This window comes from Modestobacter sp. SYSU DS0875 (genome assembly GCF_054050915.1).
Map to the genome: position 1 here is coordinate 79210 of NZ_JBJHAH010000006.1, position 16335 is coordinate 95544.

Consider the following 16335-nt stretch of genomic DNA (forward strand, 5'->3'; position numbering starts at 1 on the left):
CAGAAGTGCACGCGGTACCGCGGCTGGTCGACCTCCCAGCGCACGTCCCGCGGGTCGACCCCCCGGACGTCCATCAGGCGGTGACGCGCTCCACGTCGAAGACCCCGTCCACGTTCCGGACCGTCTGCAGCACCGCGCCCAGGTGGGCGGGGTCGGCCAGCTCGAAGGTGAACCGGCTGATCGCCACCCGGTCCCGGCTGGTCTGCACCGAGGCGGAGAGGATGTTGACCCGCTCGTCGGCCAGCGCCCGGGTGACGTCGGACAGCAGCCGGTGCCGGTCCAGCGCCTCGACCTGGATCGCCACCAGGAACACCGCGCCGGGCTGGGAGGCCCAGTCGACCTCCACCAGCCGCTCGGGCTTGCTCTGCAGGTCCGCGGCGTTGGTGCAGTCGGTGCGGTGGACGCTGACGCCGCCCCCGCGGGTGACGAAGCCCAGGATGTCGTCGCCGGGCACCGGCGTGCAGCACTTGGCGAGCTTGGCCCAGACGTCGGTCATGCCGTGCACGACGATGCCCGGGTCGCCGCTGGCGGTGCGCGCCACCGTGCGCTTGGTGGGGATCGCCGTCTCGGCGATGTCCTCGGTGGCGCCCTCGGAGCCGCCCAGCGCGGTGAGCAGCTTCTCCACGATCGACGTCGCGGAGACCTGGTTCTCCCCGACCGCCGCGTACAGCGCGCTGACGTCGCTGAAGTGCAGGTCCGCGGCGAGGGTGGCCAGCGCCTCTCCGCCGAGCAGCCGCTGCAGGGGCAGGCCGGCCTTGCGCATCGCCTTGGTGAGCGCGTCCTTGCCGGCCTCGACGGCGTCCTCGCGCCGTTCCTTGGTGAACCACTGCCGGATCTTGGTGCGCGCCCGGGACGAGCCGACGAACGACAGCCAGTCCTTGGACGGGCCGGCGGTCGGCGAGCGGGAGGTGAAGACCTCGACGACGTCGCCGTTGGACAGCTTGCTGTCCAGGGAGACGAGGTTGCCGTTGACCCGGGCACCGATGCAGCGGTGGCCGACCTCGGTGTGCACCGCGTAGGCGAAGTCGACCGGGGTGGCCTCGCCGGGCAGGCTGATGACGTCACCCTTGGGCGTGAAGACGAAGACCTCCTGCGGGCCCAGGTCGTACCGCAGGGTCTCCAGGAACTCACCGGGCTCCTGCGCCTCGCGCTGCCAGTCCAGCAGCTGGCGCAGCCACAGCATGTCGTCGCCCGCCGCGCCGGGTGTCGGCACCAGGTCCGCCTTGCCGCCGCCGGCGCGCGCCTTCTCCTTGTACTTCCAGTGCGCCGCGATGCCGTACTCCGCGGTGCGGTGCATCTCGTGGGTGCGGATCTGCAGCTCGACCGGCTTGCCCTGCGGGCCGATGACCGTGGTGTGCAGCGACTGGTACATGTTGAACTTCGGCATCGCCACGAAGTCCTTGAACCGGCCGGGCACCGGCTGCCAGTGCGCGTGCATGATGCCCAGCGCGGCGTAGCAGTCACGCACCGACTCGACCAGGATGCGGATGCCGACCAGGTCCCAGATGTCGGTGAAGTCGCGCCCGCGGACGATCATCTTCTGGTAGATCGAGTAGTAGTGCTTGGGCCGGCCGGTGACGGTCGCCTCGATCTTGGACGCCTTGAGCTGCTCGGTGACCTGGCTGGTCACCTCGGCGATGAAGGTGTCCCGGGACGGCGCGCGCTCGGCGACCAGCCGGACGATCTCGTCGTAGCGCTTGGGGTACAGCGTGGCGAACGCGAGGTCCTCGAGCTCCCACTTGATGGTGTTCATGCCCAGCCGGTGCGCCAGCGGGGCGAGGATCTCCAGCGTCTCGCGCGCCTTCTTCTCCTGCTTCTCCGGCGGGAGGAACCGCAGGGTGCGCATGTTGTGCAGCCGGTCGGCGAGCTTGATCACCAGCACCCGCGGGTCGCGGGACATCGCGACGATCATCTTGCGGATCGTCTCGGCCTGCGCCGCGTCACCCAGCTTGACCCGGTCGATCTTGGTGACGCCGTCGACCAGGTGGGCGACCTCGGGCCCGAAGTCGGCACGGATGGTCTCCAGCGTGACGCCGGTGTCCTCGACGGTGTCGTGCAGCAGCGCGGCCACCAGGGTGGTGGTGTCCATCCCGAGGCCGGCCAGCACGGTGGCGACCGCCAGCGGGTGGGTGATGTAGGGGTCGCCGCTCTTCCGCTTCTGCGGGGCGTGCGCCTCCTCGGCGACGTCGTAGGCCCGCTGCAGCAGCAGCAGGTCGGCCTTCGGATGGCTCTGCCGGTGCAGCACGGCCAGCGGCTCGAGCACCGGCCGGATCCCGGTGGAGCGCTGACCGGCGACGATGCGGCGGGCCAGCCGGTCGCGGACGCGCCGGCGGGGTACCGCCTCGGCGTCCCCGCCGGGCTCGGGCGCGACGTCGTCGGGACGACGGACGACCGGCCGCTCGGGCAGCGCCGCGCGCGGCGGCTCCGCCTCGACGGCGGGCGCGTCGGACGTCCGCGGTGCGGCGACGTCACCGGCCACGAGAGCTCCTGCCTGCTGAGGAGGGTGGGACCCATCCCATGCTAGCCGCGCCCGGGCGGGTCCGGCCGGGCGTGCCCCTCGGAGTGGGTGGGGCGGGCACGGGGAGCCGGGTGGCTCAGCTCTCGGGGACCTCGCGCTGCAGCTCCGCCAGCCACACCCGGGCCGTCGCGTCCGACGGCGCCCGCCAGTCGCCGCGCGGCGAGAGCGATCCGCCGGAGGAGACCTTGGGGCCGTTGGGCATCGCCGAGCGCTTGAACTGGCTGAAGGCGAAGAACCGCCGGCAGAAGACCTCCAGCCAGTGCCGGATCTCCCCCAGCTGGTAGGCCACCCGCCGGTCCGCCGGGAAGCCCGCCGGCCACTCCCCCGCCTCGGCGTCGGCCCAGGCGTGCAGCGCGAGGAACGCGATCTTCGAGGGCCGCATGCCGTAGCGCAGCACGTGGAAGAGGGTGAAGTCCTGCAGCGCGTAGGGCCCGACCTGCGCCTCGGTGCTCTGCACCGGCTCGCCGGCGCCCGCCGGCACGAGCTCCGGGCTGATCTCGGCGGCCAGGATCCGCTCCAGGGTGCGCAGCACGGGCTCGTCGAACTGCTCGGAGGACACCACCCAGCGGATCAGGTGCTGGATGAGCGTCTTGGGCACGCCACCGTTGACGTTGTAGTGCGACATCTGGTCGCCGACGCCGTAGGTCGACCAGCCCAGCGCGATCTCCGAGAGGTCACCGGTGCCGAGCACGATCCCGCCGCGCTGGTTGGCCAGCCGGAACAGGTAGTCGGTGCGCAGGCCGGCCTGCACGTTCTCGAAGGTCACGTCGTAGACCGGCTCGCCGCGGCCGGCGGGGTGGCCCATGTCGGTGAGCAGCCGGGTGGCCGCGGGGCGGATGTCGATCTCCTCGAACGTCACCCCCAGCGCCGTGGCGAGGGCGACGGCGTTGGCCTTGCTCTCGTCGCCGGTCGCGAACCCGGGCAGGGTGAACGCCAGGATGTCGCTGCGCGGCCGGCCGGCCCGGTCCATCGCCTGGGCGGCGACGATCAGCGCGTGGGTGGAGTCCAGCCCGCCGGAGACCCCGATGACCACCGTCGGCCAGCCGATCGCCGCCAGCCGCCGCTCCAGCCCGACGACCTGGATGTTGTAGGCCTCGTAGCAGTCCTGGGCCAGCCGCGCGGGGTCGGCCGGCACGAACGGGAAGCGGTCCAGCCGGCGGCGCAGGCCCAGGTCCCCGGTCGGGGGCTGCAGCCGGAACTCCACCCGGCGGTGGTCCAGCCGGCCGGCCAGCGCGCGCCGGTTGTCGTCGAAGGTGCCCATCCGCGCCCGCTCGGCGCGCAGCAGGTCCAGGTCGACGTCGGCCACCGACCGGCGCGGCCCGTCGGGGAAGCGGTCGGACTCGGCGAGCAGGACACCGTTCTCCCAGACCATCGTCTGCCCGTCCCAGGACAGGTCGGTGGTCGACTCCCCCTGCCCGGCGGCCGCGTACACGTAGGCGGCCAGGCAGCGGATCGACGTCGCCTGCGCCAGGGTGGCCCGCTGGTCGGCCCGCCCGACCGTGATCGGGCTGCCCGAGAGGTTGGCCAGCACGGTGGCCCCGGCCAGCGCCGCCTCGGCCCCGGGCTGGACCGGGATCCACATGTCCTCGCAGATCTCCACCGCCAGCACCAGGCCGGGCACGTCGACGGCGTCGAACAGCAGGTCCGGGCCGAAGGGCACCGGCTGCCCGGCGACGGTGTGCACCTCACCGGCGGCGTCGACCCCGGAGGCCAGCTGCCGGGCCTCGTAGAACTCCCGGTAGGTGGGGAGGTAGGACTTCGGGACGACGCCCAGCACCCGGCCGCGGTGCACGACGACCGCGGTGTTGTAGACCCGGTTGCGGTGGCGCAGCGGAGCCCCGACCACCAGCACCGGGGTCAGATCGGCCGAACCGGCGACGACGTCGGCGAGGGCGGCCTCGACCGCGTCCAGCAGCGGGTCCTGCAGCAGCAGGTCCTCGATCGAGTAGCCGGACAGGCACAGCTCCGGGAACACCGCGACGGCGACGCCCTCGGCCGAGCACTCCCGGGCCTGCGCCAGCACGGCCGCGGCGTTGGCCGCGGGATCGGCGATCGTCACGGGCAGGGTGACCGCGGCGACCCGCGCGAAACCGTGCCGGTAGACGGAGCGGAACCGGGTCGCGGTCTCCTCAGCTGCTGGGCTCACCCGCCGATCATGTCATCCGGCGCCCGCGGCTCAGGTCGTCCAGAGCGAGTGCACCGGGTGCGGCGCGATGCGCTGGCGCCCGCCCAGGACCCCCAGCTCGATCACCACCGAGACCGCGGTGACCACGCCCCCCAGCTGCTCCAGCAGGCTGACGGCCGCCCCCAGCGTGCCGCCGGTGGCCAGCACGTCGTCGACCAGCAGCACGCGCTGGCCGCGGCGGATCGAGTCGGTGTGCAGCTCGAGGGTCGCGGTGCCGTACTCCAGTGCGTAGTCGGCCGACACCCGCTCGCGCGGGAGCTTCCCGGCCTTGCGGATCGGGACCACCCCGGTACCCGTGCGCACCGCGACGGCGGCGGCCAGCAGGAAGCCGCGCGCCTCGACACCGGCGACGACGTCGAAGCCCGGGTCCGGGGCGCCTCCGGAGCCGTCGCTGCTGCCGAGCGCCGCCGCCCGCGGGTCCACCCCGGCCGGTTCGGCCAACGCGTCGACGACCCGGCGGAAGGCCTCCGCGTCGGCGAACACCGGCGTCAGGTCGCGGAACAACACCCCGGGCTCGGGGAAGTCCGGGATGGTGACCGCGACCGACGCGACCAGCTCGTCGATCGGCAGCTGCGTCCCGGCGGCGGGCGTCCCGGCAGGTCCGGCGGTCACCGGCGCTTCTTGCCCGCCGGGCGCTGCCCCGGACGCGGGGCCGTCGCGCCACCGCGGCCGGTCCCCGGCTGCCGCGGGGCCGCCTGCACCGAGGACGGCGACTCCACCTGCACGTCGGCCACCGGCCGGCCCGGCAGGGTCTCCGTGCGCTCGGTCCCCGGCCGCTCCGCGACGGCCACCGAGGACCGCCGGGTCGCCCCGCCACGGCGGGCGCTGGCGACCGGGCCGGCCGGCTGGCCACCGCTGCGCGCCTCGGCCGCCCGGCGGGCGAGCACCCGCTTGCGCAGCGCCTGCTGCTCGGGCTCCCGCTCCTTGAGCTCGGCGAGCACCGGGGTGGCCAGGAAGATCGAGCTGTAGGTCCCGGCCGCCAGGCCGACGAACAGCACCAGCGCGAGGTCCTTGAGGGTGCCGGCACCCAGCAGCCCGGCGCCGACGAAGAGCAGCCCGGCGACCGGCAGCAGCGCGATGACCGAGGTGTTGATCGAGCGCATCAGCGTCTGGTTGACCGCCAGGTCCGAGGCCTCGGTGAAGGTCGACCTGGTGCTCTTGCTCAGGTCCTTGACGTTCTCGTCGACCTTGTCGAAGACGACGACGGTGTCGTAGAGGGAGAACCCGAGGATGGTGAGCAGCCCGATCACCGTGGACGGCGAGACCTCGAAGCCGACCAGCGCGTAGATGCCCGCGGTGACGAGGATGTCGTGCAGCAGCGCCACGATCGCCGCGACGGCCATCTTGGGCTGGAACCGCACCGCGAGGAAGGCGACGACGGCGACCAGGAACACCGCGAGCGCGATGAGCGCCTGGTTGGTGACGTCGCTGCCCCAGTCGGCGCTCACCGACTGCGGACTGACCGCGGACGGTTCGACGCCGGCAGCCCCGGCGACGGCGTCGACGACGGCGCGCTCGGTGTCGTTGTCCAGTTCGCTGGTGCGCAGCAGCACGGAGTCACCGCCCACCACCTGGGCGCTGGCCACCTCGGCCCCGGCTCCCTCGGCGGCCTCACGGACGTCCGCGAGCTGCTCGCTGGTGGCCGGCACCCGCAGGCTGCTGCCGCCGGCGAACTCGATGCTGAAGTTGAAGCCGCGGACCAGCATGGCCAGCGCGCACAGCAGCACGACGACGGCGGTGACCCGGAACCAGAACCGGCGCCTGGCGACGACGGCCAGGCCGGCCTCGCCGTTGTAGAGCCGGTGGGCCAGCGACGCCCGGTGCGGACGGGCCGCGGCGCCGCCCTCCGCGGGCAGGCCGGCGTCGGCGAGCGCCTGGTCCCCGACGCTCTCCTCGGTGGCCTCGGTGGCCACGGCCGACTCGTCGACGTTCTCGTCGGCGGCGGAGCCGACCGGCACCGGCGCCTGGTCGGCGTCGTCCCGTGGGGTGGTCATCGCGTGCTCCCGTTCGTGCTGCTGCCGGCGCCGACCAGCTCGGGCTCGCGCGCCGTCGCCGGCGCGGTCCGGCGTCCGCGGTCGACCTGGCCGAGGCCGGAGAAGCGGTTGGAGCCGAAGGACCTGACCCGGCTCAGCACCGCCATCAGCGGGTGGGTGAAGAGGAAGACCACGACGAGGTCGAGGACGGTCGACAGGCCCAGGGTGAAGGCGAAGCCCTTCACGTCACCGATGGCCAGCCAGTAGAGGATCGCCGCGGCCAGGAAGCTCACCGCGTCGGCGGACAGGATGGTCCGCCGGGCGCGCACCCAGGCGCGGGGCACGGCGCTGCGCAGGGAGCGCCCCTCCCGGACCTCGTCCTTGAGGCGCTCGAAGTACACGACGAACGAGTCGGCGGTGATGCCGATCGAGACGATGAACCCGGCGATGCCGGCCAGGCTGAGCGCCAGGCCCAGTTCGCGGCTGAGCAGCACCAGGCTGCCGTAGACGACGACCGCCGACAGCACCAGGCTGGCGATCATCACCAGCCCGAGCAGGCGGTAGTAGAGCAGCGCGTACACGAACACCAGGGCGACGCCGATGCCACCGGCGATGAGCCCGGCACGCAGCTGCTCCTCCCCCAGCTCGGTGGAGATCGACTGCGCGGTCGCCTGCTCGAAGGTGAGAGGCAAGGCGCCGTACTTGAGCTGGTTGGCGAGCTCGGTCGCCTCGGCCTGGGTGAAGTTGCCGCTGATCTCGGTGCTGCCACCCACGATGGCACTGTTGACCGTCGGCGCGGAGACCACCCGGCCGTCCAGGGTGATCGCCACGCTGTTGCCGACGTTCGCGGTGGTGTACGTGGCCCACGCGTCGGCGCCGGAGTTGTTCAGCGACAGGTCGACGATCCACTCCCCGGTGCCCGCGCGGGTGCCGGCGGTGGCGTCGGTGACGTCGGTGCCCTCAAGGACCGACGGGCCGAGCAGGTACTTCACGGCGCCGTCCTCGCCGCACGCGGCGATGTGGTCGTCGGGCCGGTCGACGTCGGTGGTCTGCTCCTCGCAGGCGAGGGTCGCGTACTCCGCGGCCGCCTCCTCCTGGGTGACCGGCGCGGCGCCCTCCTCGGGAGCCGGCTCCTCGGCCGGTTCCTCCGTCGGCGCGGCGTCCTCGGCGGGCGGGGTGACCGGCTCGGCCTGCAGCACCGGGCGGAAGCGCAGCTGCGCGGTCGTGCCCAGCTCGCGGGCGCGCTCGCCGTCGTCACCGGGCACCGAGATGACGATGTTGCTGTCGCCCTCGGTCACCACCTCGGCCTCGGCGACGCCCAGGCCGTTGACGCGCTGCTCGATGATGCGGCGGGCGAGCTCGAGGTCCTCGCGGGCCGGTGCCTCGCCGCCGGGCGTGCGCGCGGTGAGGGTGACGGTGGTGCCGCCCTGGAGGTCCAGGCCGAGCTGGGGCGTGCGCTGGTCACCGGTGAGGAAGACCAGCGCGTACAGCCCCGCGACGATCAGCAGGAAGGCCGCGAAGTAGCGGCGCGCAGGGAGCTGGCGGGCAGCCATGGGAGGTCCGGGTCAGCGGGCGCGGTCGGTGGGGTCGCCGTCGCCGTCGACCGTCCCGCCGGTGCTGTTCGGGGCGCCGTCGGCCGGAGCGACCGGCGTGCGGACCTCCATCACCGCGGGGCGCGCGACGGTGACGACGACGCCGGGGGCGACCTCGAGGTCGATGGTCCCCTCACCGAGGCCGGCGACCGTGCCGTGGATGCCGCTGGTCAGCATGACCGGCGTGCCGACCGTCAGCGACTCCTGCAGGGCCTGCGCGTTGGCCTGCATCTTCTTGCGCTGCCGGGCCGGCAGCACGATCAGCAGGACGAACGCCAGGGCGAGCAGGACGAACGGGAAGAGCTGTTCCACGACTGGTGAGCCTCTCTACCGCGGCAGGTCGCGCGGTCGGTGCGGCCCGGGAGGGCCGCTCGGGTACATCGGCGCCGGCGCGCTCCCACCCGCACGGAGTGGCCCCGGGGCGAGGCACGTCGACCCGACTGGTCCGGGTTGCGCGCCAGCGCCGAGGAGTCTAGGCGTCGAAGAGGGTCTGTGACGACGCCCCGTCGGGCGGCCGGTCACCTGTGCTCCCACTGAGCGCAACACCCCCACGCGGCACCGGGTGCCCCAGGTGGGAGAAGGCCGCCTCGGTGGCCACCCGTCCGCGGGGCGTGCGGGCCAGCAGTCCGGCACGCACCAGGAAGGGCTCGCAGACCTCCTCGACGGTGTGCGGCTCCTCCCCCACGGCGACCGCCAGGGTGGCCACCCCCACCGGGCCGCCACCGAACTTGGTCACCAGCGCATCCAGGACGGCCCGGTCCAGCCGGTCCAGGCCGAGCTCGTCGACGTCGTAGAGGGCCAGGGCCGCCCGGGCGACGTCGCGGGTGATCCGGCCGTCGGCGCGCACCTCGGCGAAGTCCCGGACCCGGCGCAGCAGCCGGTTGGCGATCCGCGGCGTGCCCCGCGAGCGGCCGGCGATCTCTCCCGAGCCGTCGTCGGTGAGCTCGACCCCGAGCAGGTCGGCGCTGCGGGCGAGGACCCGCTGCAGGTCGGCGGTCTCGTAGAACTCCATCTGCCCGACGAAGCCGAACCGGTCGCGCAGCGGGCCGGTGAGCAGGCCGGCGCGGGTGGTGGCGCCCACCAGGGTGAAGGGGTTGATCTCCAGCGGGATGGCGGTCGCGCCGGGCCCCTTGCCGACCACGACGTCGACCCGGAAGTCCTCCATCGCCATGTAGAGCAGTTCCTCGGCCGGGCGGGCGATGCGGTGGATCTCGTCGATGAACAGCACGTCACCGGAGCCGAGGTTGGACAGCATCGCGGCCAGGTCACCCGACCGCTCGATCGCCGGGCCGCTGGTGATCTTCACCGCCGTGCCGAGCTCGGAGCCGATGATGAGCGCGAGGCTGGTCTTGCCCAGTCCGGGCGGGCCGGACAACAGCACGTGGTCCGGCGGGCGGCCGCGGCGCTTGGCGCCCTCCAGCACCAGGTCGAGCTGGCGGGCCACCTTCGGCTGGCCGATGAAGTCGGCCAGCGAGTGCGGGCGCAGGGCCGACTCGACCACCCGCTCCTCGTCACCGGCGCCACCCGACAGCGACCCCGGCAGCGACTGGGCCTCGACCGAGAAGTCCCGGCCGTACCCCTCGGCGGCCTCCCCGGTCAGCGACCGGTCGAACGGGGAGGTCACGAGCGGCCCAGGATCTGCAGCGCCTGCCGCAGCAGCACCGCCACCTGCACCCCGCCGGCGGCCTGCTGCTCCTCGGCGACCGGCTCCAGCGCGGCCAGCGCCGTCTCCGCCTCGCGGCCGGACCAGCCCAGCCCCACCAGCGCTGCGGTCAGCTGGTCGCGCCACGGCGCGACCGGGGTGACCGGCGCCAGCCCGGCGGGCAGCGGGCCACCGTCGAGCTGGGTGTCGACGGTGGTCGCACCCAGGCGGTCGCGCAGCTCCAGCACCAGCCGCTCGGCGCCCTTCTTGCCGATGCCCGGGACCTGCATCAGCGCCTTGAGGTCGCCCATCGACACGGCCCGGCGCACCTCGCGGGGCGGGTGGATCGCCAGCACCGCCTGGGCCAGCCGGGGACCGACGCCGTTGGCGGTCTGCAGCAGCTCGAACAGCTGGCGCTCGTCGTCGTCGGCGAAGCCGTAGAGGGTGAGCGAGTCCTCCCGGACGACGAGGCTGGTCGACAGCCGCGCCTGCTCCCCCACCTGCAGCCGCGCGATCGTGCCCGGGGTGCACTGCACCGAGAGCCCGACCCCGCCGACCTCGACGACCGCGCCGTCGGGCGAGACGGCCGCGACCCGGCCGTCGACCGAGGCGATCATCGGGCCGACACCCCCGTCCAGCGCGGCACGGTGCGGGCGCCGGGCAGCGGCGCGCCGATGCCCCCGGCGAGCGCCGCGGTGCGCAGCCGGTGCTGAGCGGGCGCGCGCCAGGTGTGGCAGATCGCCAGCGCCAGCGCATCGGCGGCGTCGGCCGGCTTCGGCGGGCTGGCCAGCCCGAGCACCCGGGTGACCATGAGGGTGACCTGCTCCTTGTCGGCGCGGCCGTTGCCGGAGATGGCGGCCTTGACCTCGCTGGGCGTGTGCCAGGCGACGGGGAGGTCGGCCTGGGCGGCGGCGAGGGCGGCGACCCCGGCGGCCTGGGCGGTGCCGGTCGCCGTCCCCTTGTTGTTCTGGGTGAAGACGCGCTCGATGGCCACGGCCGTGGGCCGGTGCTCGCGCAGCAGTGCGGTCACGGCGGTGTGCACCTCCAGCAGCCGGAGTTCCAGGTCCAGGTCGGGGGACGTGCGCACGACGCCGACCCCCAGCGCGGTCGGCCGGCCACCGGGCCGCCCCTCGACCACTCCCCAGCCGCACCGGGTGAGGCCCGGGTCGATGCCGAGCACGCGCATGCCCACACTCCCACCTTCGCACGAACAGATGTTCGATGGGGACGCTAACCGGGCCGCGGGCCGGAGACGGCGGCGACACGCCATCAGCCGTCGGCCCCGCTGCCCCCGCCGCGAGCCTGCGAGTGGCGGGGGCAGCGGGGTCCTTCCTCAGGCGTCGGCGGTGACCTGCTCCATGACCTCGTCGGAGACGGCGTAGTTCGCGTAGACGTTCTGCACGTCGTCGAGGTCCTCGAGGGCGTCGATGAGCTTGAACACCTTGGCCGCGCCGTCGACGTCGAGCTCCACCTGCACGCTGGGCACGAAGCCCATGTCGGCGGAGTCGTACTCGATGCCGGCCTCCTGCAACGCGGTGCGGACGGCGACCATGTCACCGGGCTCGCTGACCACCTCGAAGGTGTCGCCCAGGTCGCGGACCTCCTCGGCCCCGGCGTCCAGCACGGCCAGCAGCACGTCGTCCTCGGTGTGGCCGGCGGCCGGCACCACGACCACGCCCTTGCGGGAGAACAGGTAGGACACCGAACCCGGGTCGGCCATGGTGCCACCGTTGCGGGTCATCGCGGTGCGCACCTCCATCGCCGACCGGTTCTTGTTGTCGGTGAGGCACTCGATCAGGACGGCGACCCCGGCCGCCGCGTAGCCCTCGTAGGTGATCCCCTGGTAGTCGACGCCGCCGGCCTCGGCACCCGAACCGCGCTTGACCGCGCGGTCGATGTTGTCGTTGGGCACCGAGCTCTTCTTCGCCTTCTGGATGGCGTCGAACAGCGTCGGGTTGCCCGCCGGGTCACCGCCGCCGGTGCGGGCGGCCACCTCGATGTTCTTGATCAGCTTGGCGAAGAGCTTGCCGCGCTTGGCGTCGATCCCGGCCTTCTTGTGCTTGGTCGTCGCCCACTTGGAATGGCCGCTCACGACTTACCCCCTCCACTGCCGGCGCCTGCGATGGCGCCGTCGGAACGCTGGTCCCGGGCACGGGCTGCCCGCACCAGTTCCACGAAGGACGCGTGCACCCGGATGTCACCGGTGAGCTCGGGGTGGAAGCTGGTGGCCACCAGGGATCCCTGGCGGACGGCGACGATCTTACCGTCGGCCGGGCCGCCGACGACCCGGCCGAGGACCTCGACGCCGTCGGCGGCCTGCTCGACCCACGGCGCGCGGATGAAGACGGCGTGCACGGGGCCGCCGTCGACGCCGGCGATCTGCACCTCGTCCTCGAAGGAGTCGACCTGCCGGCCGAAGGCGTTGCGGCGCACCGTGACGTCCAGCCCGCCGATGGTCTGCTGTCCCTCCGGGGCGTCCAGCACCCGGTCGGCGAGCAGGATCATCCCGGCGCAGGAGCCGTAGGTGGGCAGCCCGGCCCGGACGGCGTCCCGCAGCGGCTGGAGCAGCCCGAACCGCTGGGCGAGGTTCGCCATCGTGGTCGACTCGCCGCCGGGCAGGACCAGCCCGTCGACGGCGGCCAGCTCCTCGGGGCGGCGGACGGTCACCGCCCGGGCGCCCGCGGCGGCCAGCGCCGCCAGGTGCTCCCGGACGTCGCCCTGCAGGGCGAGCACACCGATGACCGGCGCGCTCACCAGCCGCGGGTGGAGTACCGCTCGGACTCCGGCAGCGTGCTGACGTTGATGCCGACCATCGGCTCGCCCAGCCCGCGGGAGACCTTGGCGATGACGTCGGGGTCGTCGGCGAACGTGGTGGCCTGGACGATCGCCGCCGCGCGCTGCGCCGGGTCGCCGGACTTGAAGATGCCCGAGCCGACGAAGACGCCCTCGGCGCCCAGCTGCATCATCATCGCCGCGTCGGCGGGGGTGGCGATGCCGCCGGCGGTGAACAGGACGACCGGCAGCTTCCCGGTGCGGGCGACCTCGACGACGAGGTCGTGCGGGGCGCGCAGCTCCTTGGCCGCGACGAACAGCTCGGTCTCGTCCAGCGTGCCCAGCCGCTTGATCCCGGTGCGCAGCGCGCGCATGTGCCGGGTGGCCTCCACGACGTTCCCGGTGCCGGCCTCGCCCTTCGAGCGGATCATCGCCGCGCCCTCGACGATGCGGCGCAGCGCCTCGCCGAGGTCGGTGGCGCCGCAGACGAACGGCACGGTGAACGCGTGCTTGTCGATGTGGTGCGCCTCGTCGGCGGGCGTGAGCACCTCGGACTCGTCGATGTAGTCGACGCCGAGGCTCTGCAGGACCTGCGCCTCCACGAAGTGCCCGATCCGCGCCTTGGCCATCACCGGGATGGAGACCGCGTCGATGATGCCCTGGACCATGTCCGGGTCGCTCATCCGCGCGATGCCGCCCTGGGCGCGGATGTCGGCGGGCACCCGCTCGAGCGCCATGACGGCGACGGCGCCGGCGTCCTCGGCGATCTTCGCCTGCTCGGGGGTGACGACGTCCATGATGACGCCGCCCTTGAGCTGCTCGGCCATGCCGCGCTTGACCCGGTCGGTGCCGGTGCCGGGCTGGTGCTGGGGGTCGGTCAGGGACACGGTGGTGGCCTCACTGGTGGTCGGGCGCGGACCTGCCAGCTTACGGCGGGTCAGCCGCAGGCCCGCCCGGCACCGGAGGCCACCCCGGCGGGGGGGCCGGTGAGGACCGCGTCCAGGCCGTCGTCGATGTCGAAGTACCGCGGCAGCGGCCGGCCGGCGTGCAGCCGCATCACCCGGGCCGGCCGGCCGCGGCGCAGCACCAGGGTGTCGCGCACGGCGTCGTTGTAGAAGCGGCGGGCCAGCCCGACCCGCATCCCGGTGTCCTGCAGCTCCGGCGGGCGGAGCGCCGGCGGCACCCGGCGGAGCAGCGCGCCCAGCCGGTTCTCCGCGGCCTCGCGGTCACCCGCCGTGGGGGCACGGGCCCCGGCCGCGGCCGTGGCCAGCGCGGTCGCCAGCTCGGGTCCGAGCTCGTCGGCCCGCTCGCGGGCCAGCGCCGCGGCCAGCTCCGCCCGCCGCAGCAGCGCGGCGTCGAGCACCTCGCGCGCCCGCCGGACGCGCCCGGCCAGCCGCCGCAGCCGGGTCAGCGTCCAGGCCGCCCAGGCCAGCGCGAGCACCACCAGCACGGCGACGGCGAGCAGGAGCTCGGTGGCGGTGGTCATGGGACCCCAGGCTAGCGGCGGACCCGGCGGCGGAAGGGCCATGGCGGCGCGACGCGCTCACCCAGGTCGCCGGCGACGTGCCCGAGCAGGGCGGCGTCGTCCTCGGTGGAGGCGGTGACCGCGGCCCCGCCGGGGGGCGCGACCGTCTCGTAGACGGCCAGGATCCGGCGGGCGACGACCGACCAGTCGTAGCCCGCGACGACCCGTCGGCCGGCGTCGACCAGGGCGCTGCGGCGCACCGGGTCGGCCAGCAGCCCGCCCAGCGCCGCAGCCAGCGCGGCGGCGTCGCCGCGGCGTACCAGCACCCCGGCGGCGCCGTCGCCGAGGACCCGGGAGAAGGCGTCCAGGTCGCTGGCGACGACCGGGGCCCCGGCGGCCATCGCCTCGAGCAGGATGACGCCGAAGGACTCCCCCATGAGGTTCGGCGCGCAGTAGACGTCGATGGACCGGAGGAAGGCCGCCTTGGCCGGCTCGTCGACCTCCCCGAGCAGCGTGACGTGCAGGCGGAGGTCGTCCCCCACCAGCTCGGTGAGCTCGTCGGGGTCGCCGCGGCCGGCGATCAGCAGCCGGGCGCCGGGATGGGTCGCCACCACCGTCCGCATCGCCGCCAGCAGCACCGGCAGCCCCTTGCGGGGCTCGTCGTAGCGACCCAGGAAGCCGATCGTGGGGCCGTCCTCCCCGCGGCGGTGACCGGGCAGCGAGGGCCCCTCGGCGAAGGCCGGCACGTGCACGCCGTTGGGGATGACCACGGCATCGCCGCCCAGGTGCTCGACCTGGACGCGGCGGGCGAAGTCGGAGACGGCGATCCGGCCGCTGATCTTCTCCAGCCAGGGGCGGGCCCACGGACCGAGGGCGGCGAGCACCTTGGAGCGGGTGGTGGCCGCGTGGAAGGTCGCCACGATCGGCCCCTGCGCGATGATGCACACGAGCAGCGACAACGAGACCGAGGCCGGCTCGTGCACGTGGACGACGTCGAAGTGCCCCTCGCGCAGCCAGCGGCGGGCCCGGGCCGCGGAGACGAGACCGAAGGACACGCTGGCCATCGAGCCGTTGTACGGCACCGGCACCGCCCGCCCGGCCCAGGTCACGTGCTCGGCCGGCAGGTTCTCCTCGTGCTCGGCGGGGGTGAGCACCTCGACGTGGTGCCCCAGCCGGCGCAGCGTCTCGGCGAGGTCGCGCACGTGGTACTGGACGCCCCCGGGGACGTCCCACGAGTAGGGGCACACCAGGCCGATGCGCATCAGCGGCCCCCGGGGGCGACCGGGTCGGGCCCGACGTCGGGCCAGATGCGTCCGAGCACGTGCCAGTCCTCGGGCCGCTCGGCGATGGTGCCGGCGAAGGCGGTGGCGACCTGCTGCATCGCGGCGGTCACCCGGTCGCGCAGCCGGCCGGGTCCGTCGACCGGCACCTCGGGGTGGACCACGAAGCGCCAGCCGGCGCCGTCGAACTGGCAGACGGCCGGGAGCAGGGCCGCACCGGTCTGCGCCGCGAGCAGCGCCGGACCGCCGGGCATGGTGGTGGGCCGGCCGAAGAAGTCGACCGGCACGCCGTCGCCGGACAGGTCGCGGTCGACCAGCAGGCAGGTGGTGCCGCCCTCGGCGAGCCACTCCCGCAGCACCGCCGTCGCCGGCCGCTCGCCGCCGGTCAGCGGCAGGATCCGCATGCCCAGCCCCTCCCGGTAGTCGACGAAGCGCCGGTAGAGCGACTCCGGCCGCAGCCGCTCGGCGACCGTGACGAAGGGGCCGCCCAGCCAGTCGATCAGCCACACCCCGGCCACGTCCCAGTTGCCACTGTGCGGCAGGGCCGCCACGATGCCCCGGCCCTCAGCGCCGGCCCGCTCCAGGTGCTCCCGCCCGACGACGGTGGCGCCGGCGAGCACCCGCCCGGTGCCCATGACCGGCAGCCGGAAGGCCTCCTGCCAGTACCGGGCGTACGAGCGCATCGCCCGGCGGGTGAGCGCGTCCAGCTCCGCCCCGTCCAGCCCGGTGACGACCCGCAGGTTGGCGCGCAGCTGGCGCACGCCCCGCCCCTTCCGGGCGGCGGCCCAGGACCCGCCGGCGCCGAACGCCGCCGAGGCCACCGGCGCGGGCAGCAGCCGGACGGCGCGCCAGCCCGCCGCGTACCCGCCGTCGGTCAGCCGGTCGCGCAGGGTGGCCATCCGATCGGG

15 protein-coding genes are annotated in these 16335 nt (G+C 74.3%); all 15 read right to left on the reverse strand.

The genetic code is table 11. The features are described 5' to 3' along the window. Nucleotides 1-73 precede the first annotated feature (73 nt). The gene (locus tag ACI79Y_RS05030; protein WP_457157415.1) at nt 74-2479 is read right to left on the reverse strand and encodes a RelA/SpoT family protein; all 2406 of its coding nucleotides are present in this window, start codon (nt 2477-2479) and stop codon (nt 74-76) included. Nucleotides 2480-2594: 115 nt separating this feature from the next. Next, complete coding sequence (locus tag ACI79Y_RS05035) at nt 2595-4664, reverse strand: NAD(+) synthase (RefSeq protein ID WP_457157416.1); 2070 nt, start codon at nt 4662-4664, stop codon at nt 2595-2597. A gap of 30 nt (nt 4665-4694) precedes the next feature. Next, entirely contained in the window at nt 4695-5315 is a 621-nt protein-coding gene (locus tag ACI79Y_RS05040; protein WP_457157417.1) for an adenine phosphoribosyltransferase, read from the reverse strand. Continuing rightward, entirely contained in the window at nt 5312-6697 is a 1386-nt protein-coding gene (gene secF / locus ACI79Y_RS05045; RefSeq protein WP_457157418.1) for a protein translocase subunit SecF, read from the reverse strand. Before secF ends, ACI79Y_RS05040 begins: the two co-directional genes overlap by 4 nt. Then, entirely contained in the window at nt 6694-8229 is a 1536-nt protein-coding gene (gene secD / locus ACI79Y_RS05050) for a protein translocase subunit SecD (protein ID WP_457157419.1), read from the reverse strand. Before secD ends, secF begins: the two co-directional genes overlap by 4 nt. 12 nt (nt 8230-8241) lie before the next feature. Next, nucleotides 8242-8580, reverse strand: coding sequence for a preprotein translocase subunit YajC (gene yajC / locus ACI79Y_RS05055; RefSeq protein WP_457157420.1), 339 nt, complete (start codon nt 8578-8580; stop codon nt 8242-8244). Nucleotides 8581-8740: 160 nt separating this feature from the next. After that, a complete protein-coding gene (gene ruvB / locus ACI79Y_RS05060; protein ID WP_457157421.1) occupies nt 8741-9892 on the reverse strand; it encodes a Holliday junction branch migration DNA helicase RuvB in 1152 nt (383 codons plus the stop codon). Next, nucleotides 9889-10527, reverse strand: a complete 639-nt coding sequence (gene ruvA / locus ACI79Y_RS05065) for a Holliday junction branch migration protein RuvA (protein ID WP_457157422.1) — start codon at nt 10525-10527, stop codon at nt 9889-9891. Before ruvA ends, ruvB begins: the two co-directional genes overlap by 4 nt. Then, nucleotides 10524-11096, reverse strand: coding sequence for a crossover junction endodeoxyribonuclease RuvC (ruvC, locus tag ACI79Y_RS05070; protein WP_457157423.1), 573 nt, complete (start codon nt 11094-11096; stop codon nt 10524-10526). The genes ruvA and ruvC overlap by 4 nt, the downstream gene beginning before the upstream one ends. Nucleotides 11097-11243: 147 nt before the next feature. Further along, complete coding sequence (locus tag ACI79Y_RS05075) at nt 11244-12002, reverse strand: YebC/PmpR family DNA-binding transcriptional regulator (RefSeq protein ID WP_457084421.1); 759 nt, start codon at nt 12000-12002, stop codon at nt 11244-11246. After that, nucleotides 11999-12664, reverse strand: coding sequence for a pyridoxal 5'-phosphate synthase glutaminase subunit PdxT (gene pdxT / locus ACI79Y_RS05080; protein WP_457157424.1), 666 nt, complete (start codon nt 12662-12664; stop codon nt 11999-12001). The genes ACI79Y_RS05075 and pdxT overlap by 4 nt, the downstream gene beginning before the upstream one ends. Beyond that, the gene (pdxS, locus tag ACI79Y_RS05085; protein ID WP_457157425.1) at nt 12661-13569 is read right to left on the reverse strand and encodes a pyridoxal 5'-phosphate synthase lyase subunit PdxS; all 909 of its coding nucleotides are present in this window, start codon (nt 13567-13569) and stop codon (nt 12661-12663) included. Before pdxS ends, pdxT begins: the two co-directional genes overlap by 4 nt. A gap of 50 nt (nt 13570-13619) precedes the next feature. Then, entirely contained in the window at nt 13620-14168 is a 549-nt protein-coding gene (locus ACI79Y_RS05090) for a hypothetical protein (protein WP_457157426.1), read from the reverse strand. Between the two features lie 11 nt (nt 14169-14179). Beyond that, nucleotides 14180-15409, reverse strand: a complete 1230-nt coding sequence (locus ACI79Y_RS05095) for a glycosyltransferase family 4 protein (RefSeq protein ID WP_457157427.1) — start codon at nt 15407-15409, stop codon at nt 14180-14182. Beyond that, nucleotides 15409-16326, reverse strand: coding sequence for a phosphatidylinositol mannoside acyltransferase (locus ACI79Y_RS05100; RefSeq protein ID WP_457157428.1), 918 nt, complete (start codon nt 16324-16326; stop codon nt 15409-15411). Before ACI79Y_RS05100 ends, ACI79Y_RS05095 begins: the two co-directional genes overlap by 1 nt. Nucleotides 16327-16335 lie beyond the last annotated feature (9 nt).

Bases quoted from the DNA above. Each gene is read 5' to 3' on its own strand.
- ruvC (WP_457157423.1), bottom strand. From the start codon at position 11,096: ATGCGCGTGCTCGGCATCGACCCGGGCCTCACCCGGTGCGGCTGGGGA.
- ACI79Y_RS05100 (WP_457157428.1), bottom strand. From the start codon at position 16,326: ATGGCCACCCTGCGCGACCGGCTGACCGACGGCGGGTACGCGGCGGGC.
- secD (WP_457157419.1), bottom strand. From the start codon at position 8,229: ATGGCTGCCCGCCAGCTCCCTGCGCGCCGCTACTTCGCGGCCTTCCTG.
- ACI79Y_RS05090 (WP_457157426.1), bottom strand. From the start codon at position 14,168: ATGACCACCGCCACCGAGCTCCTGCTCGCCGTCGCCGTGCTGGTGGTG.
- secF (WP_457157418.1), bottom strand. From the start codon at position 6,697: ATGACCACCCCACGGGACGACGCCGACCAGGCGCCGGTGCCGGTCGGC.
- ruvA (WP_457157422.1), bottom strand. From the start codon at position 10,527: ATGATCGCCTCGGTCGACGGCCGGGTCGCGGCCGTCTCGCCCGACGGC.
- ACI79Y_RS05095 (WP_457157427.1), bottom strand. From the start codon at position 15,409: ATGCGCATCGGCCTGGTGTGCCCCTACTCGTGGGACGTCCCCGGGGGC.